Here is a 22389-nt window from a genome sequence, read left to right on the forward strand (position 1 = left end):
GATCGTGACACACGGGTGTGACAACCCGTGCCGGAGGGGCTACTGAATGCTCAGTGGCGGCCCGCCACCTTGTCCGCCCACTGGGCCATGCGGGACGAAGTGGCCGTGTTGGTGGTCAGTTCGCGGTGGTCGGCCGCGTTGTACGTCGCGTACATGCCGTGGACTCCCAGCCAGCGGAACGGTTCTGGTTCCCACTTGCGGACCTTGTGGTTGACCCAGGGGAGCGTTGTCAGGTCCGTGGGGCCCGCTTGGCCCGAGTCCTGTTGGACCAGGTCGCGCAGGGTGCGGGCCGCGAGGTTGGCGGTGGCGACGCCCGAGCCGACGTAGCCGCCCGCCCAGCCGAGGCCCGTCGCGCGGTCCAGGGTGACCGTGGCGCACCAGTCGCGGGGGACGCCGAGCACGCCCGACCAGGCGTGGGCCACCTCGACTCCGGCCAGCTGGGGGAAGAAGCGGGTCAGGATTTCGTGCAAGGCCTCGATCGTGGCTGGTTGGGTGCGGCCGTCGTTGTCCGTTTTTGAGCCGTAGCGGTACGGGACTCCTCTGCCGCCCAGTGCGATACGGCCGTCCGCGGTGCGCTGCGCGTACATGTACGCGTGCGCCATGTCGCCGAGCGTCTCGCGGCCCTCCCAGCCGATCGATTCCCATTGGGTGGGAGTCAGGGGCGCCGTCGCGATCATTGAGGAGTTCATGGGGAGCCACGTGCGGCGTTGGCCCTTGAGCGATGCCGTGAAGCCCTCCGTGCAGCGCAGGATGTAGGGGGCGCGGACCGTGCCGTACGGGGTGATGGCGTGCTTCGGCTTGATCTCCGTGACGGGCGTTGACTCGTGGATCGTCACGCCGAGTGCCTCTACCGCCGTCGCCAGGCCCTTCACCAGTTTCACCGGGTGCAGGCGTGCGCCGTGCGGGGTCCAGGTGGAGCCGACGGCGCCGGAGACGCGCACCCGGTCGGCCGTCTCGCGGGCGCCGTGCAGGGTGCGGTCCTTCTCGCCGTACGCGAGCTCCGTGGCGTGGAACTCCTTCAGGCGCGCCAACTGGGCCGGGGTGTACGCCACTTCGAGTACGCCGCCGTGGTGGATGTCCGCGTCGATCCCTTCGGCCTTCGCCGTCTCGATCACCTCGGTGACCGTGTCGTTCATCGCCTCCTGGAGGCGGACCGCCGCGTCCTTGCCGTGCAGGCGGGCGTAGCGGTCGCGGCCCGCGATGCCGTTGTAGAGCCAGCCGCCGTTGCGGCCGGAGGCTCCGTAGCCGCAGAACTTCTGCTCCAGGACGGTGATGCGGAGGAAGGGGGCGGCCTTCTTCAGGTAGTACGCGGTCCACAGGCCCGTGTAGCCGCCGCCGACTATGCAGACGTCGGCACTCTCGTCGCCCGGCAGGGGTTCGCGGGGGGCCGGGGTGCCGTGATCCGCGTACCAGTACGAGATGCCGCCGTTGATCGTGCTGCTCATGTGCGGGACGTTACTGCGCTGGTGGGGGCTTTGGGGAGGGGTGTGGGGGAGGGCGTTCCGATACGTTGATCCGGCACGTGGCGATGCCGAAGCGTCAGGTGCCGAGATCATGGAGGACTGTTCAAATGGCCGTACGCAAGGCCGGGCGCATCGTCGCCGCGGTGGCAGCCACCGCACTCGTCGCCGGGGGCGCAGCCGCCTGCGGGCCCGAGGACCTCACGGGCGGGAGCGACGACAAGGCCTCGGCGTCGGCCTCGGAGTCCGCGTCCACCGGCGGTCCCGAGGCGAAGCAGCCGCCGGCCGGCACCGACGCGCTCGCGCGGACGCCCGCCACGGTCAAGGGCGGCGTGATCACGGTCGGCGACCCGAAGGCCGGGCACACGGTCAAGCTGTATGAGGACGCGCGCTGCCCGATCTGCAAGAAGTTCGAGGAGACGGGCGCGCAGGCCCTGGTGAAGCCGGTGGCCGAGGGCAGGGTGAAGGTCGAGTACACGCTCGCCTCGTTCCTTGACAACAACCTCGGCGGCAGCGGCTCGGTGAACGCGGCGAACGCGCTGCGGGCCTCGGTGGAGGCGGGCAAGTTCCCGCAGTTCCACGCCGCGGTCTTCGCCAACCAGCCCGAGACCGAGACCGAGGACGCCTTCACGCCCGCCTTCCTGCTGAAGATCGCCGACAAGGTGGACGGGCTGCGGGGCGCCGAGTTCGACAAGGCGGTGCAGAAGGGCACGTACAAGAAGTGGGTCGGTGAGGCCATGCGGGCCTTCACCGATGACGGCATGCAGGGCACGCCGACCGTCGTGATCGACGGGAAGAAGGCGGGGAGTGATGCGCTCTTCGATCAGGACGCGTTCGCCAAGGAGCTCAAGGCCTCGGGGATCTGAGGGGTTCAGGGCTTCTGGGAGCTGAGGGGTTCAGGTCCTCGGGGGTCTCCTGAGCTTCCAGCTCTTTGGTGCCGGGCGTACGGCGCTTCGGGTCAGCGGGTAGCAGGCCAGGCCGATCAGGACCGATGTGAAGTGGCCCAGGTCGGTGAAGGTCCTGCCGGTGATCAGCGGAGTGCCGTACACGGCCAGGACGATCAGGAGGTACGCGTATCTCCAGGGGCTCGGCACCCAGTAGGTGAGGACCGCGATCACTCCCGCGAGGGCGTAACTCGCGCCGACGTCAAGGGTGTTGACGGAGGATGTCGGGGCCGCGCCGTGGCGGATCGCGAGCGCGAGGACGCCCTCGCTGATGAGCGTGGCCATGACGTGCGCGCCCGCGGCCACCGCGAGCCAGCGGGCCGTGCCGAGCCAGCGTTCGGCGGTGGAGTGGAAGAGGGTGTAGAGCACGGCGTACGACAGCCAGGTGCCGCCGTCGATCCAGAACGCGCTGGCGACCAGGACCCGGACGGGGTTCTGCGTCAGCTCGTGGATGTTCGTGGAGCGCTGGAGCAGGAACTCCTTCTCGAACTCCGGTGACATGTGGTGCATCGCGACGGTCGTGACGAAGAGGGCCGCGAGCCAGATGTACGTTCCCGGGGCGCTGCGGAGATAGGTGTGGGCGGCTTGCGTGGCGGACCTGGTGCGCCTTGCGGCTCTTGTGGTCTTTGCGCCCCTTGTGTCGCGAATAATCCCCATGCGGCGATTCACCCACGCCGGTAGCGTCGCGCGCGTGATCGACATTCGTATTCCGGACGGACTGATCGAGTCGCAGTACGCGTACGCGGGGGAGCCGGGCCGTGCCTTCATCGCGGCGCTGCCCGCGCGCGTGGCGGAGTTCGTCGAGCGGTGGGAGCTGACGGTCGACGGGCCCTCGATGCACGGCATGGCCGCGCTCGTGCTGCCGGTGGTGCGGCGGGACGGTACCCCTGCCGCGGTCAAGTTCCAGGTCCTCGACGAGGAGACCGAGGGGGAGCCGGTCGGGCTTCGGGTGTGGGGCGGCGACGGGGCGGTGCGGCTGCTTGATCACGACGCGGGCACGGGCACGATGCTGCTCGAACGTCTCGACTCCGGGCGGATGTTGTCGACGATGGAGGACACCCACAAGGCGATCCTGATCATCGCCGAGCTGCTCGCCCGGCTCACCTCCGTTCCCGCGCCCGCGGGCGTGCGGCGGCTCGCGGACATCGCGGGGGAGATGCTCGACGATCTGCCGGAGGCCCTGAAGGCGGTCCCGGACCCGGTCGAGCGGGCGCTCGTGGAGCGGTGCGGGGGCGCCGTGCGCGAGGTGATCGGGGAGCCGGGTGACCGGCTGCTGCACTGGGACCTGCACTTCGAGAACGTCCTGGCGGCCGAGCGCGAGCCGTGGCTCGCCATCGATCCGAAGCCGCTGGCCGGGGACCCCGGGTTCGACCTCTGGCCCGCGCTCAACAACCGCTTCGACGCGGACGACGTGCTGTGGCGGTTCGACGCGATGAGCGAGGTGCTCGGGCTCGACCGGGAGCGGGCCCGTGCGTGGACGCTGGGGCGGGTGCTGCAGAACGCCCTGTGGGAGATCGAGGACGGGCGGCCGCTGGACGAGGAGGATCTGGAGGTCGCGCGGCGGCTGTTGGGGGTGGTGAGGTGAGGTGCGCTGGTGGTGGGGAAAGGCTGTTGGGGGTGGGGTGAGGGGCGTCGTACTCTGCGGCCATGATTCGTACCGCCACGCCTGCCGACGTTCCCGTCATCCACGCCATGGTCCGCGACCTCGCCGAGTACGAGAAGGCGCTCGACGAGGCCAGGGCCACCGAGGAGCAGCTGCGTGAGGCGCTCTTCGGCGAGCGTCCTGCCGCGTTCGCGCACATCGCCGAGGACGACGCATCGGGAGCTGTCGTCGGGTTCTCGCTGTGGTTCCTGAACTTCTCCACGTGGCGCGGAGTGCACGGGATCTACCTGGAGGACCTGTACGTACGGCCCGAGGCGCGCGGCGGCGGGCACGGCAAGGCGCTGCTGACCGAGCTCGCGCGGATCTGTGTGGAGCGGGGTTACGAGCGCCTTGAGTGGTCCGTGCTCGACTGGAACGAGCCGTCGATCAACTTCTACCGGTCGCTGGGTGCGCTGCCGCAGGACGAGTGGACCGTGTACCGGCTGACTGACGGGGCGTTGGCCGGGCTCGGGGCTGTCTGAGAGGCGGCACTGGCAGAGCTAGGGGATGAGCACCACCTTGCCCGTGGTGCGGCGGTTCTCCAGGTCGGTGTGGGCGGCTGCCGCCCGTGCCAGGGGGTAGCGCTGGACGGCCGGGGTGAAGTGGCCCTTCGCCGCTTCGGCCAGCGCCGCGAGCTCCAGGGTGCGGATGGGGTTGGCGTCGCCCCTGCCGCCGCCCACGCTGTCGTCGCCCGCCTTTCGCATCATCGCCGGGCCGAGCACGTTGGTCTGGGTGATGCCGCGGGCCGCCAGTTGCTCGTCGGTGAACGTCAGGGGTTCGCCGTCGTGCGGGCCCTTGCCCGACCAGCCGAAGACGAGGTGCGTGCCGCCCGTGGCGAGGAGGTCCACGGCGGCGCGGCCCGGCTCGCCGCCCACTCCGTCGAAGACGACGGTGGCGCCGGGTACGCCGTGGCCGCCACCGGATTCGCCGGTGCTGCCGAGCTTCGAGAGGTACGTGCGGACCTCGTCCGGCCAGTCCGGGTTGGTGTAGTCGACGGCGAGGTCGGCGCCGTTCGCGGTGACCTGGGCCGTCTTCGCCGGGCCGCCCGCCAGGCCGATCACCGTGGCGCCCGCGTGCTTGGCGTACTGGACCAGGAGCGTGCCGATGCCGCCCGCCGCCGCGAGGACGACGGCCACGGAGTCGGGGGTCAGCTCGGCGAACTGCAGGATTCCCATCGTCGTACGGCCCGTTCCGATCAGGGCCACGGCCTCCGCGTCGTCCATGCCGTCGGGAATTTCGTGCAGGCGGGACGCCTCCGTGACGGCGAGTTCGGCGTAGCCGCCGGGGGCGAAGCCGATGTGGGCGACCACGCGCTTGCCGAGCAGGCTCGCGTCGACTCCCTCGCCGACGGCGTCGACCGTTCCTGCCACCTCGCGGCCCGGGATCGTGGGGAGTTCGGGAAGCTCGGGGAGGGGGCCCTGGATTCCGGCGCGGATCGCGGTGTCCAGGAGGTGCACGCCTGCCGCGGTCACCGCGATGCGGACCTGGCCGGGGGCCGGTGCCGGGTCCGGGATCTCCTCGTACGTGAGGTGCTCGGCGGGGCCGAAGGTGTGCAGGCGGATGGCGTGCATGGGGCTTGCTCCTCGGCTCGGGGGCCTCTTTGGGGGCGGGGCTGTGGCTGTTCCGTGAGTGTCAGCCTCTTACCTCAAGCGGACTTGAGGTCAAGCCTTGTGGAGGTCAGTGCGAGCGTCACCGCCTCCAGTGCGCTGTTGAAGGAGACCTCGGAGAGCAGGCCGGGCGCCGCGACCTGGTCGCCGGCCAGGTAGATGCCGGAACCGCGGTCGATCGCCGGGCGGTCGCGCCAGGTGGTGCCGGGCAGATCCACCGCGCCGGTGCGGCCGTTGGACACGGCGTCGCGGCGCCAGACCAGGCGGTCGCGCCAGCCGGGGAAGCCGAGGTCGAGCAGGTGGTCGGCGCGGGCCGCGCCGTCCGACTTGGACTCCGCGGGGGAGAGCGGGATCTGACCCTGGATCAGGTCCTGTCCTGCGGGGGCGAGGCTGCGGTCCTGGGCGGTGAACCGCTCGATCCAGCCGGTGCCGTCCAGGTCGGAGAGGGCGAAGAGGTCGCCCTTGCGGGTGGTGAGGGCCACGTCCACGAGGGTGGTGCGGGCGCTTTCCCATTGGAGGCTGTCGTCCTGGAGGAGCTGGCGGGCCGCGGGGAGGGAAGTGGCGACGACGACCGGGCCCTTGGCGGAGAGCGCGGCGAGGGCGTCGGCGGTGTCGACGGGGGACAGGGTCTCCACGCGTACGCCCAGGTTCCAGGCGAGTGTCGCCATGCGGTCGATGACCGAGGCCCAGCCGCCGCGCGGGTAGTGCGCCTCCGGGGGGAGCTTCGTGGCGCGGCGCAGGCGCTCCTGCACGAACCTGGCGGAGAGGGAGCCGGGGTCGTGGTGGAACGTCGCCACGGCGATGTAGTGCGCGGCGGCGCGTGCGCCTTCCTCGCCGACCTCGCCGGTTGCCCAGCTCATGAAGTCCGCGTCCACGGGCGCCTGTTCGGGCTTGCGGCGCAGGAGCTTCAGCATCGCGAGAGGTGGGGTGCGGCGGAGCCTGCCCCGGTGGTGGAGGCGGAGGCGGGTGCCTTCGACGGGCGGGAGGGGGGCGAGGGGGCCGATGAGGTCGCGCTGCTTGAGCCAGGTCCAGTGGGGGCCGCCGTTGTAGAGGGCGTGCGGGCCTTCGTTCGTGCGGTACGTGCCTTCGGCGGTGCGGGCTCGGCCGCCGAGGGTGTGGTGGGACTCGTGGAGGGTGACGCGGGCACCGGATTCCGCGGCGGTGATGGCCGCGGTGAGGCCGGCCAGGCCGCCGCCGATGACGGTGAGGGGGGTGGGGGTGCGGGTGGAGTTGTTGCGGGTGGAGTTCTTGCGGGTGGGAGGCATGGGGTGGGCTCCTGTCGTGGGCCGGTGTGGTGCCGTTGGCTGCTCTCACTCGGTACGACGGATGGGGGTGGCCGGGATGTGACATCGGGGCGTGGGGGCGTGGGCGTGCGGGGGGCGTTGTCAGTGGGTGGGTGCACGATGGGTGGATGGGACAGAGGGATCGGCAGAGGGACGCTGCAGGGGTGAAGAGGGCTCGGCGGCCCGAGGTGCGGTTGCCCGCGCTGCGGGAGTTCGGGGAGTCGGGGCTCGGCGGGGGTGAGCTGGAGCCTGACGGGGACTACGACGGGGTGGAGTTCAGGGGGCTTGATCTTGCGGGGCAGGACGGTGGGGGAGCACTGTTCCTGGACTGCGCGGTGACGGACTGCGGGGTGACGGAGACCCGGCTGAGCCGGGCGCGGTTCGTGGACTCCGTGCTGACGGAGCTGCGGGGCGTCGGCACCGAGCTGGTGGAGGCTTCGCTGCGGGACGTGGAGATGGTGGACGCCCGGCTCGGGGGTGTTCAGCTGCACGGGAGTGTGCTGGAGCGGGTGGTCGTGCGGGGCGGGAAGATCGACTATCTGAACCTGCGGAAGGCGCGGTTGAAGGACGTCGTCTTCGAGGGCTGCGTGCTGGTGGAGCCGGACTTCGGGCAGGCGGCGCTCGAGCGGGTGGAGTTCGTGGGCTGCGTGCTGAAGGGGGCGGATTTCAGTGGGGCCCGCATGAAGGACGTCGACCTGCGGGAGGCGGCGGAGGTGGACATTCTTCGGGGGATCGACTGCCTGGCGGGGGCGGTGATCAGTGCGACCCAGCTGATGGATCTGGCGCCGGCGTTCGCTGCGCAGGTGGGGGTACGGGTGGACTAGCGTCCGGCTTTGGGAGGTGCGGGGGCGGCCTCCCGGAGGGTTAGATGCGGGGGAACTTGGACTGCAGGGTCCAGATTGTGGGGTTCTCGGCCAGGGGCTCGTGGAGGTCCGTGAGGTCCGCCAGGACGTCCTGGAGAAAGTCCCGTGCCTCGCGGCGCAGCTCCGCGTGGGAGAACGTCAGCGGAGGCTCGTCCTCCCGCATCCAGTCCGCCTCGATGTCCACCCACCCGAAGCGGCGGGTGAACAGCATGCGGTCCGTCGACTCCGTGAAGTCGAGCTCGGCGTACTGGGGGCGAGAGGCACGGCTGCCCCGCGGGTCCTGGTCCAGCTGCTCCACGATGTCGCACAGCGCCCAGGCGAAGTCCAGCACGGGAACCCATCCCCAGGCTGTGGACAGCTCCCGGTCCGCCTTCGTGTCCGCGAGATACACGTCCCCGCAGAACAGGTCGTGCCGCAGCGCGTGGACGTCAGCGCGGCGGTAGTCGAACTGCACGGGGTCGGGAAAGCGGTGGGAGAGGGCGTAGCCGATGTCGAGCACGTAGGAGATGGTGTCACGGCGAGCGGAAGGGGTGCGTCACGGCAGCAGACGCTGCTCCTTCGCCACCGCCACCGCTCCCGCCCGCGTGTCGACCCCGAGCTTGTCGTAGATCCTGCCCAGGTGCGTCTTCACCGTGGCCTCGCTGATGAACAGCGCGCGGGCGATGTCGCGGTTCCCGAGGCCCTGGGAGAGCTGCGCGAGGATGTCGAGCTCGCGGTCGGTGAGCGTGGGCAGCGGCTTGCGCATGCGGGCCATCACGCGGGACGCGACCGGCGGGGAGAGCGTGGTGCGGCCCTGCGCGGCGGCGTGGATCGCGGCGAAGAGCTCCTCGGGGCGCTCGGCCTTCAGGAGGTAGCCCGTCGCTCCCGCCTCGATGGCGCGGGTGATGTCGGCGTCCGTGTCGTACGTCGTCAGGACCAGGATGTGGGGCGCCGGATCGGCGGACGCCGTGATGCGGCGGGTCGCCTCCACCCCGTCCATCCCCTCGCCCAGCTGCAGGTCCATCAGGACCACGTCCGGCGCCAGCTTCGCGGCGAGCGCGATCGCCTCCTCGCCGGTGCCCGCCTCCCCGACCACCTCGATGTCCGGCGCGCTGCCCAGCAGGGCCAGCAGTCCGGCCCGTACGACGATGTGGTCGTCGCAGACCAGGAGGCGGACCGTGGGGGTTGAGGCCGTCATGAGGTCTCCTGGGGGGAGGGGGGAGTTTCTTGGAGGGAGAGGGGGGTCGCGACCGAGAGGACCGTGCCCTCTCCCGGTGCCGACTCGATCGTCAGTGTGCCGCCGAGCTGCCGCACGCGGGCGCGGATCGCGGGCAGGCCGTGCCCCCGCCGGTCGGACGCGGGCGGCCGGTCGGTGGGCGTGAAGCCGCGGCCGTCGTCCGCGATGTCGAGTACCACCTGGTCGTCCAGGTGCGTGAGCGTCAGTGCCGCCGTCGTCGCGTCGGCGTGCTCCGTCACGTTGGCGAGCGCGCCCTGGGCGATGCGCAGGAGTGCGGACTGCGTCCGGTCGGGGAGCGGTGCGGGCGTGCCCTCGGAGTGGAAGCGGACCGTGAGGCCCGTGTCCTGCGCGGTGCGCGCGGCCAGCGTGCGCAGCGCCTCGTCCAGGCCGCCGCCGTCGGCGAGGTCGGCGGGTGCCAGGTCGTGCACGAACCGGCGGGCCTCGGTGAGGCCGAGTTCGGTGATCGACTCGGCGGTACGGACGTGGGCGCGGGCCTTGGCCGGGTCCGCGTCCCAGACGCGGTCGGCGGCCTGGAGCAGCATCTGCTGGCTGGACAGGCCCTGCGCGAGGGTGTCGTGGATCTCCATGGAGATGCGCTGGCGCTCGGCGAGGGTGCCTTCGCGGCGCTCGGTGGCGGCCAGTTCGCGGCGGGTGCGGATGAGGTCGTCGATCAGTTCGCGCTGGCGGACCGCCTGACGCCGCATGTGGACGAAGACCGCCGTCGCGATCGCCGAGACGGCGGGTGGCGCGAGGAGCGAGTCCGGGTCGTAGCGGCCCGCGAGCCGCAGCTGTGACGCTATGACGCAGCCCGTCAGGACGGCCACCAGGACCAGGGCCGGGCGCGGTGGCAGGGTCCGCAGGCCGGCGAAGAAGAGCGGCACCGCGCACCACGCGAAGCTCGGCGCGAGGACGACGAGGACCAGCCAGACCCCGACGACCAGGGCGAGCCAGGTGAGGCGGCGGGGGTTGGGGCGGGCCCCGGGCGGTACGAGGCCGGGCGAGTATCCGGAGGAGTAGCCGGACGAGTGGCCGGGCTGGTGGGGCGCGGAACGTTGTGCCCGCAGGGACGCGGTGAGGGGCGGCAGGGCGTAGAGCACGGCCAGGACCACCGAGAGCGCGATGATCCACGGGACGCGTGCGCCGCCGGGGTGGCGCAGCAGGAAGCGGGCCAGCGATGCGCCCAGGAGCAGGTAGAACGCCGCGTGCATGACCGCCGCGAGCCAGCGGGCGTCGGGGTCCGGCATACGGAGGTCGGGGCCCGGCATGCGCTGTCCCGCCGAGGTGCGCTGTCCCACCGGGGCGCCTCCCTCTCCTGGTGTCATCTCGTGTGGCCGCTGAACTGGGCAAACAACCTCATTGTGGCCCGGTGGGGCCACGGCGGGGTCAACCGATCGGTTGACCCTCGTGTCGGCCGAGTCGCGCGCCGCTCCCAGCCGGTACGCCGAGGGGGGCGGGCCGTATGCGGCCGGAGGATTGGTGGCAGGGAAAACAACCTCCCCGATCGCCCCCGATCACCTCTTCTTCCGAGCCCCACCTTCACCCGAGGAGCACCCCGTGCAGAAGCTCTCCCGCCGTACCCGCGTCCTGACCGTCGCCGCCACCGCCGCCGTCCTCGGCGCCGGTACCTTCGGTGCCGTCTCCGCGAGTGCCGAGTCCCCGGCCGCCGCCCCCAAGGCCGCCGTCGCCGCCGACGCGGCCGACAAGAACCTCACGCAGTCGACGCACCTGAACGTCGCCGCCGCGACCAAGGCCGCCCAGGCCACCCTCGACGCCGCGAAGAAGGAGAACCAGCGCGTCTCCGTCGCCGTCGTCGACCGCAACGGCAACACCATCGTCGAGCTGCGCGGCGACGGTGCCGGCCCGCAGTCCCCCGAGTCCGCCGTGAAGAAGGCGTACACCGCCGTCTCCTGGAACGCGCCGACCTCCGAGCTGACCAAGCGCCTGGAGCAGGCCCCGAACCTGAAGGACATCCCCGGCACCCTGTTCCTCGCGGGCGGCGCGCCGGTCACCGCCAAGGACGCGCCCATCGCGGGCATCGGTGTCGCGGGCGCCCCGAGCGGCGACCTGGACGAGAAGTTCGCGAAGGCGGGCGTCGCGGCGCTCGGCCGCTGAAGCCGCTGAAGTCGCTGAAGCTGCCGGGCCGGTGAATCAGCGAGCCGGCGAATCGCTGGGCCGCTGAGTCACCGATCTGCCGAAGTCACCTGATCTCATGATGCCGAGGCTGTTCCCGGTCCGTACGACGACGTGGAGGACGAACATGACGAGGACCCCCGAGGACCTGCGGCTGCTCGACGCCGCACGGTCCGGGAACGCCGGTGACGTGAGAGCCGCCCTCGACGCGGGAGCACGCGTCGAGGCCCGCGACAACGAATTGCGCACCCCTCTGCTGCTCGCCGTACTCGGCGACCACGTCGAGGCCGCACGGATCCTGGTGGCCGCGGGCGCCGACGTCGACGCCCAGGACCACCGCGCCGACAGCCCCTGGCTGGCCACCGGCGTGACCGGCAGCGTCGCCATGCTGCACGTCCTGCTTCCCGCGGGGCCCGACCTGAAGCTCCGCAACCGCTTCGGCGGGATCTCCGTGATCCCCGCGTCGGAGCGCGGACACGTCGCGTACGTACGGGAAGTCCTGCGCGTGACCGACATCGACGTCGACCACGTCAACGACCTGGGCTGGACCGCCCTGTTGGAGGCCGTGATCCTCGGCGACGGCGGTCTCGCGCACCAGGAGATCGTCGAGCTGCTGCTCGCCGCGGGCGCGACGCCCGGCCTCGCCGACCGGGACGGCGTCACCCCTCTCGCACACGCGGAGCGCCGCGGCTTCGACGAGATCACCGGGCTGCTCCGAGCCGCCGCATGAACGCGGCACGGACGGCACGGACGGCACGCGCGGCACGCGCACCCCGGGCGATACGCACCTCCCGGGTCGCGCTCTCCGCGGGGACCGCCCTCCTGGCCGCCGCGCTCCTCGCGGGCTGCGGCACCGGGGACGGAACCGGGAACGCCACCGAAGCCGGCGCCGAGCCCTCCCGCACCACCACCGCCTCCGCCACAGCCACCCTCCCCGCCGATCACCGCACCCCCGAAGGCACCCTCCTGGTGGCCGACTTCGGGGCGGACACCGTCACCTTCGTCGACCCCGAGCGCGGGCCCATCGAGTCCGTGAAGGTCGGCAAGGCCCCCTACGGCCTTGCCGTGGGAGAGGACGGCCGTGCCTGGGTCGCCACCGCCGACGCCGTGGCGGTCGTCGACACCCGCACCCGCGAACGCGTCGACCGCATCCCGTACGAGACCGACAGCGGCCCCGCGACGACCGGCGAGTACCGCGGCGGCGGCATGGGCATCGCCCTCTCCCCGGACGGCGAGCGCGCCTACGTCGGCGTCAACGTCCCGGACGGCAAGGGGACGCTGGAGGTCATCGACACCGAGAAGCGCGAGGTCACGGAGACCGTTCCGGTGGGCCGGCGCCCCTTCGACGTGGACGTGTCGAAGGACGGCGGCGAGGTCTACGCGACCGACCACGACTCCTTCGACGTGACGGTCGTACGCGCCGACTCGCTCAAGCCCCGGCGCATCGAGGTCGCCCCTTACGGCACCGAAGGCGGCCTCGGCTCCTGGCTGAAGCCGCACTACGCCGCCGTACGTCCCTCGGACGGCAAGCTCCTGCTTCCCTTCGAGGGCGAGAAGCTCGTCGTGCTCGACCCGCGCACCGGTGAGTCCGGCATCGAGCCGATGACGGCCAACACCCATCAGCACGGGGCGCAGGTCACGGAGGACGGCACGCTGTTCGCCGTCGGTACGGGGCCCATCGACCCCTCGGAGGACGAGGGGCCCTCGCTGACCATGCGTACCAAGGACGGCAAGGAGAAGGTCTTCCCGCTGGAGGGCCCGCACGAGGACGTCGCGGTCTCCGGGGACGGCGGCACCGCCTACGTCACCGGCGGCTTCACCCGCGACGGATTCTGGAACGGGATCACCGTCATCGACCTGAAGAGCGGCGACACCCGCCGACTCGCGGCCGGGGAGCGCCCGTTGGGCATCGCCGTCCTGTAGACACCGGGCCCCGGCCGGGGCGCCCCGGAAGCCGCGATGGCCCCACCGAACATATGCCGCATAAGATCCAGGCGTGCACCCACGATCCATGGCGCTGCGCGGCACATCGGCCGCCGCCCTCACCGCCCTCGTCCTCACCGCCTGCAGCGGCTCCGGAGTGCACGGCACGCCCGGGGCCGACGGCGTGCGTGACCCGTACTTCTCGCAGCTGGGCAACGGCGGTTACGACGTCGCGCACTACGACCTGACCCTCGGGTACGACCCCGACGCGCGGCACCTCACCGCCACGGCCGAGGTCACGGCGCGCGCGACCCAGGACCTCAGCGCCTTCAACCTCGACCTCAAGGGCCTGGAGGTGAAGGGCGTGACCGTCGAGGGGAAGGACGCCTCCTTCCACCGCGACGGGCAGGAGCTGACGGTCCGGCCCGCGGACGACCTCGACAAGGGCGAGACGTTCCGCACGATCGTCCGCTACTCCGGCAACCCCGAGACCATCACCGACGCGGACGACTCCGAGGAAGGGTGGCTGCGGACGGAGGAGGGCGCCCTCGCGCTGGGCGAGCCGACCGGCTCGATGGCGTGGTTCCCCGGGAACAATCACCCCTCGGACAAGGCCTCGTACGACATAAGGATCACCGTTCCCCAGGGCCTGAAGGCCATCTCGAACGGTGAGTTGACCCGCGAGTCGACCAAGAACGGCCGCACCACCTTCGCCTGGCACAGCGCGGAGCCGATGGCGAGCTATCTCGCCACGGTCGCGATCGGGCCGTTCAAGGTGACGAAGTCGACGACGAAGTCCGGCATCCCGGTGCTCACGGCGGTGCAGCCGTCGGAGGTCAAGGGCAGTGCCAAGGCGCTCAAGCGGATCCCCGAGATCCTGGAGTGGCAGGAGCTGAACTTCGGCCCCTACCCCTTCTCGTCGGCCGGCGCGATCGTCGGCGGCGAGGAGGACGCGGGGTACGCCCTGGAGACCCAGACCCGCCCGACTTACCCGGGCGCCCCCAGCACCGAACTCGTCGTCCACGAGCTGGCCCACCAGTGGTTCGGCAACTCCGTGACGCCCAAGTCCTGGCGGGACATGTGGCTGAACGAGGGCTTCGCGACGTACGCCGAGTGGCTCTGGGAGGAGGACCACGACGGCGACAGCGTGCAGGAGGTCTTCGACCAGATCTACGCGGGCGACTACTTCGAGGACAAGGAGGACAACGACGCCGTCTGGGCCTTCCCGCCCGCGAAGGCGCCGTCCGCCGCGACCATCTCGGACAGCCCGGTGTACGAGCGGGGCGGCATGGTCATCCACAAGATCCGCCAGGCGGTGGGCGATGACACCTTCTACGACATCGTGCAGGGCTGGACGAAGGCCCACCGGCACGGCAACGCGGACACCGAGGACTTCACGCGGTACGTGGAGAAGCACGCGGGCAGCGACGCGGCGAGGAAGAAGGTCCGGGCGATCTGGGGGCCGTGGCTGTACGGGGACGGAAAGCCGAAGCGCCCGTAGTCCCGCACTCCTGGGCGTCACGCACGCGGCAGCGGCTTGCGGAGCACCGCGCACGGGCGGTCCGCCCGGAGGTCGCGGCGGTGGTCGATGACCTCGTAGCCGAGCGCGCTCCAGAAGGCGAGCCCCGCGTCGTTCCCTTCGAGCACCGCGAGCCGCACCCCGTCGCGTCCCGCCGCCCGGAAACGCTCCTCGATCCGGGTCGCGAACTCCCGCCCGTGGCCGCCGCGTTGCTGCCGGGCGTCGACCATGAGCAGGCCGATCCACGGGTCGGGGTCGGCCGGGTCAGGGTGGCGGTCCAGTGTGATGCCGACCCCGACGACCCGCCCCTCGGACCGGGCGACGAGCACCTCCGCCCCCGGCTCGGCCAGCTCGTCCGCGAGCGCGGCGGCGACCTGCTCGGGGCGGATGTCGTCGGGGTCGGGAAAGTCCCCGGAGAGCGCGTGGAACGTGCGGTTCGACGCGTACAGGGCGGTGAGCTCGGTGAGCAGCTCGCCGGGGAGCGCGCCGTCCTCCGCGGGGGTGAGCGGTTCGAGGATCATGCGGCGCAGGCTAGTGCAGCTCAGCCCGGGTTCTTCAACGACTTGAAGGCGCGGGTCCGGTCCACGATCGCCCGCTCCGTGGGGAGGCGTTCGATCGACGACGCCCCGAAGAAGCCGACGATGCCCGTGGTGCGGGACAGGACGTGCGCCGCGTCCTCCGGTTCGGCGATGGGCCCGCCGTGGCACAGGACGAGGATGTCGGGGTTCACGCGCTTGGCCGCGTCGTGCATCTCCTGGACCGCCGTCGCCGCCTGGTCCAGGGTCAGGGCCGTGCCCGCGCCGATCGCGCCCTTCGTCGTCAGGCCCACGTGGGGGACCAGGACGTCCGCCCCGGCTCGCGCCATGTCGGCCGCCTGGCCGGGGTCGAAGACGTACGGGGTCGTCAGGAGGTCGCGGGCGTGGGCCTCGCGGATCATGTCGACCTCCAGGCCGTACCCCATGCCGGTCTCTTCGAGGTTGGTGCGGAACGTGCCGTCGTACAGGCCGACCGTCGGGAAGTTCTGTACGCCGGTGAAGCCCATCCCCTTCAGCTCGTCGAGGAAGCGGCCCATGTCCCGGAACGGGTCCGTGCCGCACACCCCGGCGAGGACCGGGGTATCGCGCACGACCGGCAGCACCTCCCTGGCCATGTCCACCACGATCGCGTTCGCGTCGCCGTACGGGAGCAGTCCGGCGAGGGAGCCGCGGCCCGCCATCCGGTAGCGGCCCGAGTTGTAGATGATCAGGAGGTCGACGCCGCCCTCCTCCGCGCACTTGGCGGAGAGGCCCGTGCCCGCGCCCGCCCCGATGACCGGATTGCCGCTCGCCACCTGGGCGTTGAGGCGCGCGAGTGCTTCCTTGCGGGTGATCTGCGTCTTCATGGGGTGCTCCTTGCGCGAGCGAGTCGGGGTGTCAGGGCGTCTGCTTCAGCGTGCGTGCGCGGATCAGTTCGTCCAGGCGGTCCGCCATCGCCTCCGCGAACGACGCGTCGTTGATGTGCGCGTCCAGTTCATGCAGTCGTACGCCGCTGCCCCGCACCGTCGTCCGCAGCGCGTCCAGGCAGGCCGCGTCCGCCGCCCCGTCCTCGAACGGGCCGCCCTCCACGTCCACCGCCGACACCCCGCGCAGCGGCCAGAAGAACTCGGCGGGGCCGCGCGCGGCGGCGAGACGGTGGCCGAGGGTGGTGCCGAGTGCGGCCATCTCCTCGGCCGTCGTGCGCATCAGGGTGACCGTGGGGTTGTGGACGAGGAGCGTGCGGTCCGCGAAGCGGGGCGGGACCGTCGCCGCCGGGCCGAAGTTGACCATGTCGAGGGCGCCGGGGGCGACCACCTGCGGGATGCCCGCGCGGCCCGCCGCGGTGAGACGCTCGGGGCCCGCCGAGAGGACACCGCCGACCAGCTCGTCGGCCAGTTCGGTGGTCGTCAGGTCCAGTACGCCGTCCAGGAGGCCGTCGGACGCCAGCTTCTCCACCGCACGGCCGCCCGCGCCCGTGGCGTGGAAGACCAGCACCTCGTAGCCGAGGGCGTCGAGGCGGGCGCGGGCCGCGTCGATCGCGGGTGTCGTCACGCCGAACATGGTCGCGGCGATCACCTTGCGGCCACGGCCCGCCAGTTCGTCGTGGTTGCGCTCGAAGCGGCGTGCCATGCCCGCGGCTGCCGCCGCCGCGTTCCCGAGGACCTGCCGGGAGACCGCGTTGATGCCGGAGATGTCCACGACGCTGTACATCAGGGTGATGTCGCTGCTGCCCACGTACGGCGCCACGTCGCCGCCCGCCATCGTGCTCACGAGCAGCTTCGGCACCCCGATCGGCAGCGCGCGCATCGCCTGCGCGGCGATCGACGAGCCGCCGCTGCCCCCGGCGGCGAGCACCGCGTGCACTTTCCCCTGCCGGTGCAGGTCCAGCACCACCTCGGTCACGCCGTCCGCCATCGCCGCCACGGCCGCGCCCCGCTCGCCCGTACCGCGCAGCTTCGCCAGGTCGTGCCCGGCCGCGCGGGCCACGGCGTCGGCCGGCACGTCGGGGGTGGGCGCCGTATCGGGCGGGGGCAGTATGCCGGTGTCGATGAGCAGGGTGTCGCTGCCGTACTCCCTGAGCCGCTCGCGCAGCCAGGCGTACTCCGTGCCCTTCGTGTCGAGCGTCCCGACCAGCACCACGGTCGCCATGGCCCTCACACTCCCTCAAGTGGTGGGTGGTGCCGCCGATCCTGCTGCCGCCGCCGCGCGGAAGCAACGACCCGTGGGGCCGGACACGACGAGGCCCCCGGCGGAGATTCCGCCGGGGGCCCTCGTGAACCGGCCTGCCAACTGGCCTAGGAACCTCAGACGTTGACGCCGAAGTCCTGCGCGATGCCGACGAGGCCCGAGGCGTAGCCCTGGCCGACCGCGCGGAACTTCCACTCCGCGCCGCTGCGGTACAGCTCGCCGAAGACCATGGCGGTCTCGGTGGCGGCGTCCTCGCTCAGGTCATAGCGGGCGATCTCGGTGCCACCGGCCTGGTTGATGATGCGGATGAAGGCGTTCCGCACCTGGCCGAAGTTCTGCGAGCGGTTCTCGGCGTCGTAGATCGAGACCGGGAAGACGATCTTGTCGATGTCGGCCGGGAGGCCGGCCAGGTTGACGTTGATCTGCTCGTCGTCGCCCTCGCCCTGGCCCGTGACGTTGTCACCGGTGTGCACGATGGTCTGGTCCGGCGTCGCCTTGTTGTTGAAGAAGACGAAGTGGCCGTCCGAGAAGACCTTGCCCTGCGGGTTCACCGCGATGGCCGAGGCGTCCAGGTCGAAGTCGGTGCCAGTGGTGGTGCGGACGTCCCAGCCGAGGCCCACGGTGACGGCGGTCAGGCCCGGAGCCTCCTTGGTGAGCGAGACGTTGCCACCCTTGGACAGGCTTACTGCCATTGTTGGGAGTCCCTTCCCTCGTTGCGTACGAACGGGCTTCGTACTGTGGACGAAGCTACCGTCACCTCTATGAACGTCGACCGGGGTCCCAGAGGTTCCAGCTCCTTTTACTTTCTTTACTCACCTCTCCCGCCCCTCCCGCCCCTCGCGCCGTAAATGCGGGTGACGTGGACCGGACAGACGCGGGACCATGGGACCCATGTCCGGTCCCTATGTCATCCGCGGCTCCGTCTCCCTGCCCGAGGCCGAGCTCATGTGGCGCTTCTCGAGGTCCTCCGGGCCGGGCGGTCAGCACGTCAACACCAGCGATTCGCAGGTGGAGCTGAGGTTCGACCTGGCCAACACCGAGGCGCTGCCTCCGGTGTGGAAGGAGCGCGCCCTGGAGCGGCTCGCGAACCGCCTCGTCGGCGGCGTCGTCAGCGTGCGGGCCTCCGAGCACCGTTCCCAGTGGCGCAACCGCGAGATGGCGGCCACCCGCCTCGCCGCGCTGCTCGCCGAGGCCACCGCACCGCCGCCGCGCCCCCGCCGCGCCACGAAGATCCCCCGGGGAATCAACGAGCGGCGGCTGCGCGAGAAGAAGCAGCGCAGCCAGACCAAGCGTGGCCGCGCGGGAGAGGGCTGGGGCTGAGCCCCGCTGTCACGCCCGGGGGCCGAGCCCCGGCTGCCGTATCGGCCGGCGGGCAAACGTGCGGCAGCAAATGTCGTTCAACGTGAAACCATCAGCCGAGCTGTCGGTACTTCCCCTTGAAATACATCAGCGGGCCCCCGTCGGCGCTCGGCAGGGCAGCCGAAAGTACTCGCCCGATGACGAGGGTGTGATCACCCGCTGTCACCGTCTGTTCGGTCCGGCACTCCAGCGTCGAGAGCGCGCCGCCGATCAGCGGAGCCCCGGACGTCTCTCCCCGGGTGTAGGGAATGTCCTCGAAGAGCAGCCGGTCGCTGATCCTGCCCTTCATCGCGAACCGGCCCGCGATGTGACGCTGGCTCTCGGAGAGCACCGAGACGCCCCACAGCGGCTGTTCGGCGAGCAAATCGTCCATCCGGGAGCCCTCGCGCAGGCTGACCAGCACAAGAGGCGGGTCGAGGGACACGGAAAGGAAGGCCGTCGCGGTCATGCCGACGTCCTCGCCGACCGGCGCCTGCGGATCGTCCGCGTCCAGCGACGGCTCGCAGGCGGTCACCAGGACCACGCCCGCGGCGAGCCGGGACATGGCGGTGCGGAACTCTTCGTTGCTCACCCCCACAGGATGCCCGTCGAGGGGCGGGGCGCCGGGGGAGGGGGAGCGCGGGGCGGCGGGAGTCGCGAAAGCGCTGCCGGGAGATGTCTTCTGTACGGGAACCACAGGGGTGACGCTAACCTCGCCACTCGGGCCGCCACATCGGGCCCTGGGCCGAGACCGGGCCTAGGACCGATGGCCGATGCGGCCGGCGGTGCCCTCGCTGGGCCCGTGCCGGGCAAGTGGACTGGACCAACGAAGGCTTCCCATCTGTGACTTGAGTCACAGGACCCATATTTTGTTGACCCTGTGTACCGGGTGAGCTGCTCGCTGTGATTCAGTGACGGTGGCAATCAGACACTGAGAGAACTCAGGTACTGAGGGAACACAAGGGCGCTGCGAATCCTGGAGTTGCTGTCGAGGTCTCGGGGAGAGCGAGCAATGGAGACCGAGTCGGAGCCGTACGTCCGTCTTGCGACCCTGCGGCAGCTGCATCAGGTGGTGGCGGATCTCAACACGGCCCGGAGCCTGGCGGACACGCTGCAGACCGTCGCCGACGGCGTGGTCAACGGCCTTGGCTATGAACTGGCGTGCGTCAATCTCGTGCGCCCGGACGGCGATCTCGTCGTCGCCGCCTTCGCGGGCAACACCGCCGCCGAGGCCCTCATCACCGGCCGGGTCGGCTCCCGCGAGGCCTGGGAGAAGCGGCTCGCCATGGGCGAGCCCTGGGGCGCCCTGAGGTTCATCTCGTACACCGAGGGCTGGGTCCTGGACGAGGACGACGTCCCGCAGTGGTACACCGACGGCCCCGAGCCCCGCTTCGAGGACGAGTGGCACCCGGCGGACCGCCTCTTCGCCCCGATGTACGCGACGGGCGCGGCCGGCGGCGAACTGCTCGGTGTGATCTCCGTGGACCGCCCGCGCAACGGCCGAAGGCCCGGCGCCTGGGGCCGCGAGGCCCTGCAGATGTACGCCTTCCAGGCCGCCATCGCGATCAGCAACGCCCGCCTCCGCGCCAACATGCAGCGCGCCCTGGTCCGCCTGGAGCGCGAGCAGCAGGCGCTGCGGGCCAGCGAGGAATCCTTCCGCCAGGCCTTCGAGTACGCGCCCTCCGGCATGGCCATCGCCGAGATGGGCGGTGACCAGCACGGCCGCATCCTGCGCACGAACGACGCGCTGTGCCGCCTCCTTGGGCGCCCCGCCTCCGCGATGCGCCGCTACTCGTTCTCCGACCTGGTCCACCCCGAGGACATCGGCACGCTCCTGCGGACCTCCGCCGAGGGCGGCCGGGCCGAGCTGCGCCTGGCGCGGCGTGACGGGACGTACGTCTGGGTGTCCCTGCGCAACTCCGTCGTCGCCGACGCCGCCGACGGGCCGCGCTTCCTCCTCACCCACGTCGAGGACATAGAGGAGCGCAAGCGCCGCGAGCTCCAGCTCGCCCACCGCGCGTCGCACGACTCCCTCACCGGCCTGCCGAACTCCGCGGAGCTGCGCTCCCGCCTCAGCGCCCGGCTCTGTCGCAGGCCGCACGCGGGCCAGCCGAGCGCGGTGGACTCGCTGGACGCGGCGTACGACGGCGTGTACGACGCGGACGGCCAGCACAGCTTCGACTACGGCTCGAACAACGCGCACGCCCTCCAGCAGGGCGCCGACGGCTTCGACCACCACGTGCACACGGTCGCGCCCCCCGAGGGGCACGGGGACACGGACGACGGCACCAAGGGCCTGGCCGTGCTCTTCTGCGACCTCGACGGCTTCAAGTCGATCAACGACCGCTTCGGGCACCACACGGGTGACGCGGTTCTCATCGAGGTGGCGAGGCGGCTGACCAGCGGCGTCCGCGACGGGGACACCGTCGCGCGGCTCGGCGGCGACGAATTCGTCGTCCTCGCCGACGGGCTCTGCCGCGCCGACGCGCAGGACCTCGCGGTCCGGCTGCGCAACGCGATCATCCCGCCGATCCGGGTGGACGGCCGGGCGGTCCGGGTAGGTGCCAGTTTCGGTATCGGCTGGGCGCACTGCGGGATGTCGGCAGACGAGGTCTTGCACTCCGCTGACCAGCGGATGTACGTGGAGAAACGGTCCCGTGCCAAGCAGCACAGGCGGGCCGGATGAGGCGAACGCCACCCCTTGGGCCTACCCGGAGCGGGTAGGCTCCCCCGGTCAGCGACATGAGGGAGTGACCAGGGAATGACGCCCGGCAATAACGGCGAACACACGCCGAACCCGCCGGAGGGCGACGACGATCCGTTCGGCTATCTCTACGAAGACGGACAGGCGGCCGGCGCCACCCCGCCCAGCGGCGGGGGCGGCTACGGGTACCCGGGTCCACGCTCCTCGTACAACCACGTGCGTGCGGTCGGCGACCGCCGGCCCAACACCTACGGCACGCAGGGCGCGCCCACGTACGGCCAGCAGGTGCCCCCGCAGCAGCAGGCCTATGGCCAGCCGAACGCGCACTACGCCGCCCCGGAGACCCAGCCCGGCGGAGCCCCCGCCCCGCAGTACACCCCGGCGTCCAGGGGCTCCGGCGGTCGCAGCGGCGGCCCCAACACCAAGGGCCTCCTGATCGCCGCGATCGCGGTCGTCGCGGTGGTCGCCATCGGGATCACGGCCGCGATGCTGTCCGGCGACGGTGACGACGGCGAGAAGAAGGAAGCGGGCTCCGGCGCCACCCAGGGCGAGACGGTCAAGCCGAGCGAGAAGCCGACGAAGAAGCCCGAGAAGCCGGCCGAGCTCCCGAAGACGGACGCGAAGGCGCTCAAGCTGGAGGGCGGCACGACCACGGCTTCGGACATAGACGGCGCGAAGGCCGATGGCGGTGTCTACGTCTCCGGGTTCGACAAGGTCGGGGCCCAGGTGACGTGGACCGTCAACGGCATTCCCAAGGGCGGCTCGTACAGCCTCCACGTGAACTACGGCGTCCCCGGCAAGGACTCGAACGCCACCATCCTCGTGAACGGCAAGAAGCAGACCCGTCCCCTGAACATGAAGAACTTCGCCCACGCGGACGAAGGGGACTGGGAGAAGGGCTGGACCGACACCTGGTCGGTGGTCCAGCTCACCAAGGGCACCAACTCGATCACTCTCACCTGCGCCCAGAGCGACCTGTGCGGGACGACCGGGGCGAACATCGACAAGATGTGGCTCGTGGAGGGCAGCAACGGCTGACCCCTCCACGCTCTCCCGGG

Annotated in this window: 22 protein-coding genes and 1 pseudogene; 11 read left to right on the top strand and 12 right to left on the bottom strand. The window is 71.4% G+C overall.

Annotated features, from left to right (window positions below):
* Positions 1 to 50 precede the first annotated feature (50 nt).
* Positions 51 to 1445, bottom strand: a complete 1395-nt coding sequence (locus OG302_RS23145) for an NAD(P)/FAD-dependent oxidoreductase (RefSeq protein WP_371528513.1) — start codon at positions 1443 to 1445, stop codon at positions 51 to 53.
* A gap of 125 nt (positions 1446 to 1570) precedes the next feature.
* Between OG302_RS23145 and OG302_RS23150 the strand changes: the two genes are divergently transcribed.
* On the top strand, positions 1571 to 2326 hold the full coding sequence (locus tag OG302_RS23150) for a DsbA family protein (protein WP_371528514.1): 756 nt from the start codon (positions 1571 to 1573) through the stop codon (positions 2324 to 2326).
* A gap of 30 nt (positions 2327 to 2356) precedes the next feature.
* On the opposite strand, the gene OG302_RS23155 is transcribed toward OG302_RS23150, so the two are convergent.
* The gene (locus tag OG302_RS23155; RefSeq protein ID WP_371528515.1) at positions 2357 to 3061 is read right to left on the bottom strand and encodes a rhomboid-like protein; all 705 of its coding nucleotides are present in this window, start codon (positions 3059 to 3061) and stop codon (positions 2357 to 2359) included.
* On the opposite strand from OG302_RS23155, the gene OG302_RS23160 reads away from it, so the two are divergent.
* Positions 3060 to 3989: an aminoglycoside phosphotransferase family protein gene (locus OG302_RS23160; RefSeq protein ID WP_371528516.1), complete on the top strand. Its 930-nt coding sequence runs from the start codon at positions 3060 to 3062 to the stop codon at positions 3987 to 3989. The two genes, OG302_RS23155 and OG302_RS23160, sit on opposite strands and share 2 nt — an antisense overlap.
* A gap of 62 nt (positions 3990 to 4051) precedes the next feature.
* Entirely contained in the window at positions 4052 to 4528 is a 477-nt protein-coding gene (locus tag OG302_RS23165) for a GNAT family N-acetyltransferase (protein ID WP_361832016.1), read from the top strand.
* A gap of 18 nt (positions 4529 to 4546) precedes the next feature.
* On the opposite strand, the gene OG302_RS23170 is transcribed toward OG302_RS23165, so the two are convergent.
* Positions 4547 to 5617 carry a zinc-binding dehydrogenase gene (locus OG302_RS23170; RefSeq protein ID WP_371528517.1) on the bottom strand — a complete coding sequence of 357 codons (1071 nt, stop codon included), beginning with the start codon at positions 5615 to 5617 and terminating at the stop codon, positions 4547 to 4549.
* A 74-nt stretch (positions 5618 to 5691) separates the two neighbouring features.
* Entirely contained in the window at positions 5692 to 6918 is a 1227-nt protein-coding gene (locus tag OG302_RS23175; protein ID WP_371528518.1) for an NAD(P)-binding protein, read from the bottom strand.
* Positions 6919 to 7064: 146 nt separating this feature from the next.
* Here OG302_RS23175 and OG302_RS23180 point away from each other — a divergent pair, with 146 nt between their 5' ends.
* A complete protein-coding gene (locus OG302_RS23180; protein WP_371528519.1) occupies positions 7065 to 7760 on the top strand; it encodes a pentapeptide repeat-containing protein in 696 nt (231 codons plus the stop codon).
* A gap of 40 nt (positions 7761 to 7800) precedes the next feature.
* On the opposite strand, the gene OG302_RS23185 is transcribed toward OG302_RS23180, so the two are convergent.
* From OG302_RS23185 to OG302_RS23195, 3 genes are read right to left on the bottom strand one after another with little or no spacing between them, the layout of a single operon-like run.
* A complete protein-coding gene (locus OG302_RS23185) occupies positions 7801 to 8298 on the bottom strand; it encodes a hypothetical protein (protein ID WP_371528520.1) in 498 nt (165 codons plus the stop codon).
* A 36-nt stretch (positions 8299 to 8334) separates the two neighbouring features.
* On the bottom strand, positions 8335 to 8976 hold the full coding sequence (locus OG302_RS23190) for a response regulator (protein WP_371528521.1): 642 nt from the start codon (positions 8974 to 8976) through the stop codon (positions 8335 to 8337).
* Complete coding sequence (locus tag OG302_RS23195) at positions 8973 to 10280, bottom strand: sensor histidine kinase (RefSeq protein ID WP_371750201.1); 1308 nt, start codon at positions 10278 to 10280, stop codon at positions 8973 to 8975. The genes OG302_RS23190 and OG302_RS23195 overlap by 4 nt, the downstream gene beginning before the upstream one ends.
* A 289-nt stretch (positions 10281 to 10569) precedes the next feature.
* Between OG302_RS23195 and OG302_RS23200 the strand changes: the two genes are divergently transcribed.
* The 4 genes from OG302_RS23200 (at position 10570) to OG302_RS23215 (ending at position 14569) form a co-directional block, all read left to right on the top strand.
* A complete protein-coding gene (locus OG302_RS23200; RefSeq protein WP_371528522.1) occupies positions 10570 to 11127 on the top strand; it encodes a heme-binding protein in 558 nt (185 codons plus the stop codon).
* Between the two features lie 145 nt (positions 11128 to 11272).
* The gene (locus tag OG302_RS23205; protein ID WP_371528523.1) at positions 11273 to 11875 is read left to right on the top strand and encodes an ankyrin repeat domain-containing protein; all 603 of its coding nucleotides are present in this window, start codon (positions 11273 to 11275) and stop codon (positions 11873 to 11875) included.
* Positions 11872 to 13068 (top strand): hypothetical protein, encoded by a 1197-nt coding sequence (locus OG302_RS23210; protein ID WP_371528524.1) that lies wholly within the window; start codon positions 11872 to 11874, stop codon positions 13066 to 13068. Before OG302_RS23205 ends, OG302_RS23210 begins: the two co-directional genes overlap by 4 nt.
* A gap of 88 nt (positions 13069 to 13156) precedes the next feature.
* Positions 13157 to 14569 (top strand): M1 family metallopeptidase, encoded by a 1413-nt coding sequence (locus OG302_RS23215; protein ID WP_371750202.1) that lies wholly within the window; start codon positions 13157 to 13159, stop codon positions 14567 to 14569.
* A gap of 29 nt (positions 14570 to 14598) precedes the next feature.
* Here the strand turns inward: OG302_RS23215 and OG302_RS23220 are convergent.
* From OG302_RS23220 to OG302_RS23235, 4 genes and pseudogenes are all read right to left on the bottom strand, one after another.
* Positions 14599 to 15108, bottom strand: a pseudogene (locus OG302_RS23220) (N-acetyltransferase family protein); the annotation flags it as partial.
* Between the two features lie 20 nt (positions 15109 to 15128).
* Positions 15129 to 15968, bottom strand: a complete 840-nt coding sequence (locus OG302_RS23225; RefSeq protein WP_371528525.1) for a phosphoenolpyruvate hydrolase family protein — start codon at positions 15966 to 15968, stop codon at positions 15129 to 15131.
* 31 nt (positions 15969 to 15999) lie between these two features.
* On the bottom strand, positions 16000 to 17250 hold the full coding sequence (locus tag OG302_RS23230) for a Tm-1-like ATP-binding domain-containing protein (RefSeq protein WP_371528526.1): 1251 nt from the start codon (positions 17248 to 17250) through the stop codon (positions 16000 to 16002).
* Positions 17251 to 17405: 155 nt separating this feature from the next.
* A complete protein-coding gene (locus OG302_RS23235) occupies positions 17406 to 17981 on the bottom strand; it encodes a TerD family protein (RefSeq protein ID WP_361832040.1) in 576 nt (191 codons plus the stop codon).
* Between the two features lie 190 nt (positions 17982 to 18171).
* On the opposite strand from OG302_RS23235, the gene arfB reads away from it, so the two are divergent.
* The gene (gene arfB / locus OG302_RS23240) at positions 18172 to 18609 is read left to right on the top strand and encodes an alternative ribosome rescue aminoacyl-tRNA hydrolase ArfB (protein WP_371528527.1); all 438 of its coding nucleotides are present in this window, start codon (positions 18172 to 18174) and stop codon (positions 18607 to 18609) included.
* Positions 18610 to 18700: 91 nt separating this feature from the next.
* Here arfB and OG302_RS23245 read toward each other — a convergent pair whose 3' ends face one another.
* Positions 18701 to 19192: a flavin reductase family protein gene (locus OG302_RS23245; RefSeq protein ID WP_371750203.1), complete on the bottom strand. Its 492-nt coding sequence runs from the start codon at positions 19190 to 19192 to the stop codon at positions 18701 to 18703.
* Positions 19193 to 19639: 447 nt separating this feature from the next.
* Here OG302_RS23245 and cdgB point away from each other — a divergent pair, with 447 nt between their 5' ends.
* Complete coding sequence (cdgB, locus tag OG302_RS23250; RefSeq protein ID WP_371528528.1) at positions 19640 to 21313, top strand: diguanylate cyclase CdgB; 1674 nt, start codon at positions 19640 to 19642, stop codon at positions 21311 to 21313.
* Positions 21314 to 21388: 75 nt separating this feature from the next.
* Positions 21389 to 22369: a carbohydrate-binding protein gene (locus OG302_RS23255; protein WP_371528529.1), complete on the top strand. Its 981-nt coding sequence runs from the start codon at positions 21389 to 21391 to the stop codon at positions 22367 to 22369.
* The last annotated feature ends 20 nt before the right edge of the window (positions 22370 to 22389 follow it).

This window comes from Streptomyces sp. NBC_01283, assembly GCF_041435335.1.
GTDB lineage: Bacteria > Actinomycetota > Actinomycetes > Streptomycetales > Streptomycetaceae > Streptomyces.

What these genes read in the sequence shown, in the direction of transcription:
- OG302_RS23180 (WP_371528519.1), top strand. Translation starts at nt 7,065, where the DNA reads ATGGGACAGAGGGATCGGCAGAGGGACGCTGCAGGGGTGAAGAGGGCT.
- OG302_RS23205 (WP_371528523.1), top strand. Translation starts at nt 11,273, where the DNA reads ATGACGAGGACCCCCGAGGACCTGCGGCTGCTCGACGCCGCACGGTCC.
- OG302_RS23235 (WP_361832040.1), bottom strand. Translation starts at nt 17,981, where the DNA reads ATGGCAGTAAGCCTGTCCAAGGGTGGCAACGTCTCGCTCACCAAGGAG.
- OG302_RS23225 (WP_371528525.1), bottom strand. Translation starts at nt 15,968, where the DNA reads ATGAAGACGCAGATCACCCGCAAGGAAGCACTCGCGCGCCTCAACGCC.
- cdgB (WP_371528528.1), top strand. Translation starts at nt 19,640, where the DNA reads ATGGAGACCGAGTCGGAGCCGTACGTCCGTCTTGCGACCCTGCGGCAG.
- OG302_RS23210 (WP_371528524.1), top strand. Translation starts at nt 11,872, where the DNA reads ATGAACGCGGCACGGACGGCACGGACGGCACGCGCGGCACGCGCACCC.
- OG302_RS23255 (WP_371528529.1), top strand. Translation starts at nt 21,389, where the DNA reads ATGACGCCCGGCAATAACGGCGAACACACGCCGAACCCGCCGGAGGGC.
- OG302_RS23230 (WP_371528526.1), bottom strand. Translation starts at nt 17,250, where the DNA reads ATGGCGACCGTGGTGCTGGTCGGGACGCTCGACACGAAGGGCACGGAG.
- OG302_RS23150 (WP_371528514.1), top strand. Translation starts at nt 1,571, where the DNA reads ATGGCCGTACGCAAGGCCGGGCGCATCGTCGCCGCGGTGGCAGCCACC.
- OG302_RS23145 (WP_371528513.1), bottom strand. Translation starts at nt 1,445, where the DNA reads ATGAGCAGCACGATCAACGGCGGCATCTCGTACTGGTACGCGGATCAC.
- OG302_RS23195 (WP_371750201.1), bottom strand. Translation starts at nt 10,280, where the DNA reads ATGCCGGGCCCCGACCTCCGTATGCCGGACCCCGACGCCCGCTGGCTC.
- OG302_RS23190 (WP_371528521.1), bottom strand. Translation starts at nt 8,976, where the DNA reads ATGACGGCCTCAACCCCCACGGTCCGCCTCCTGGTCTGCGACGACCAC.
- OG302_RS23165 (WP_361832016.1), top strand. Translation starts at nt 4,052, where the DNA reads ATGATTCGTACCGCCACGCCTGCCGACGTTCCCGTCATCCACGCCATG.
- arfB (WP_371528527.1), top strand. Translation starts at nt 18,172, where the DNA reads ATGGGACCCATGTCCGGTCCCTATGTCATCCGCGGCTCCGTCTCCCTG.
- OG302_RS23215 (WP_371750202.1), top strand. Translation starts at nt 13,157, where the DNA reads ATGGCGCTGCGCGGCACATCGGCCGCCGCCCTCACCGCCCTCGTCCTC.
- OG302_RS23245 (WP_371750203.1), bottom strand. Translation starts at nt 19,192, where the DNA reads ATGTCCCGGCTCGCCGCGGGCGTGGTCCTGGTGACCGCCTGCGAGCCG.
- OG302_RS23170 (WP_371528517.1), bottom strand. Translation starts at nt 5,617, where the DNA reads ATGCACGCCATCCGCCTGCACACCTTCGGCCCCGCCGAGCACCTCACG.
- OG302_RS23160 (WP_371528516.1), top strand. Translation starts at nt 3,060, where the DNA reads ATGCGGCGATTCACCCACGCCGGTAGCGTCGCGCGCGTGATCGACATT.
- OG302_RS23175 (WP_371528518.1), bottom strand. Translation starts at nt 6,918, where the DNA reads ATGCCTCCCACCCGCAAGAACTCCACCCGCAACAACTCCACCCGCACC.
- OG302_RS23155 (WP_371528515.1), bottom strand. Translation starts at nt 3,061, where the DNA reads ATGGGGATTATTCGCGACACAAGGGGCGCAAAGACCACAAGAGCCGCA.